The organism is Dorea acetigenes, assembly GCF_025567385.1.
Classification (GTDB): Bacteria; Bacillota; Clostridia; order Lachnospirales; family Lachnospiraceae; genus Claveliimonas; species Claveliimonas acetigenes.
This window is the reverse complement of the sequence record NZ_JAOQJU010000057.1, coordinates 1-1,207: the sequence shown is the minus strand read 5'-3', so window position 1 is coordinate 1,207 and position 1,207 is coordinate 1. Positions and strand designations below refer to the sequence as shown.

Here is a 1,207-nt window from a genome sequence, read left to right as displayed (position 1 = left end):
TTTACAGTCTGTCACTTTCCATCCATACAGCCCCTGCTCGCAGCCATAAAGAACCCCCTCCATAACCGCATTTTGGAACGATTGATTTAAATATCCAAGTGAAACTCTGCTTTCATACTGCACTCCGCTTCCAATAGGGAGCGGCTCTATGGACAACCCGACAGAAGCCCAGAAAGGATTTGGCGGGACTTCTATGTGGATGGTATATTCTGCTTTTCTAAGCGGTCTTTCCATATATATAACAGTAGGCTCTTTTATTTCTGCCTCCACATGATATTTTTCCTCAAGGATGGCACAAATGACTTCCATCTGCACATTCCCCAAAAAAGAAAGTATAATCTCATGCGTTGTAGTATCCACATAATATTTTAAAAGAGGGTCGCCATCTGAAATTTCTGTAAGTGCCCCAAGCAATATTTCCCGCTGTTCAGGTTTCTTTACTGCAATCGTTGTTTGGAGCATAGGGAGAGGATTTTCAATAAATTTTCTCTGCGGCAACAGCATTTCGTTCCCCAAAATACTGTTTAGCTGCAAAACATCATTTGGTAAAATTACAATATCACCAGAGCAGGCTGTATCGGATGGATATAATTCACCGTTTGTCGGAACACACATCTCTGTGATTTTTATTTTCTCTTTTTCAGATATTCTAATAACATCCCTCAAATGCAATGTTCCGCTATATATACGCACATAAACAAAACGCCGCCTTTTCTCTGAATATTCAATCTTAAAAACCTGCCCGCATAATTCAGATTGACCTTCAGGCGTTGATGAATAAAATTTACTGGCAATCACTTCTATAAGCTGCCGAATCCCCAGATTGTTTTTAGCGCTTCCGTGATAAACGGGAAATAACGTTCCGTTTTGGAATCTCCTGTTTTCTTCCTGTTCCAGTTCTGACATTTTAAACGGTTTCCCTGACATATATTTCTCTAATAGTTCATCGTTTCCCATAATTACCGCATCCCACTGTTCCATATCGTCATTGTCCGTTACATTTATATGGGGATGCTGCCCAACCTTTTGCTTCACTATAATTTCCGAAGAAAGCTTTGCTTTCATTTCCCGATATACCATTGGCAAATCAATCCCCTCTTGGTCAATTTTATTGATGAAAAAGATTGTCGGAATCTTCATTGTCTGTAGTGCATGAAACAGTATACGGGTCTGTGCCTGTATGCCATCCTTTGCAGAAACTAATAAT

General features: G+C 39.9%; 1 pseudogene. It reads right to left on the bottom strand.

Annotated features, from left to right (window positions below):
* A pseudogene (tet(O), locus tag OCV99_RS17945) lies at positions 1 to 1,207 on the bottom strand (tetracycline resistance ribosomal protection protein Tet(O)); the annotation flags it as partial.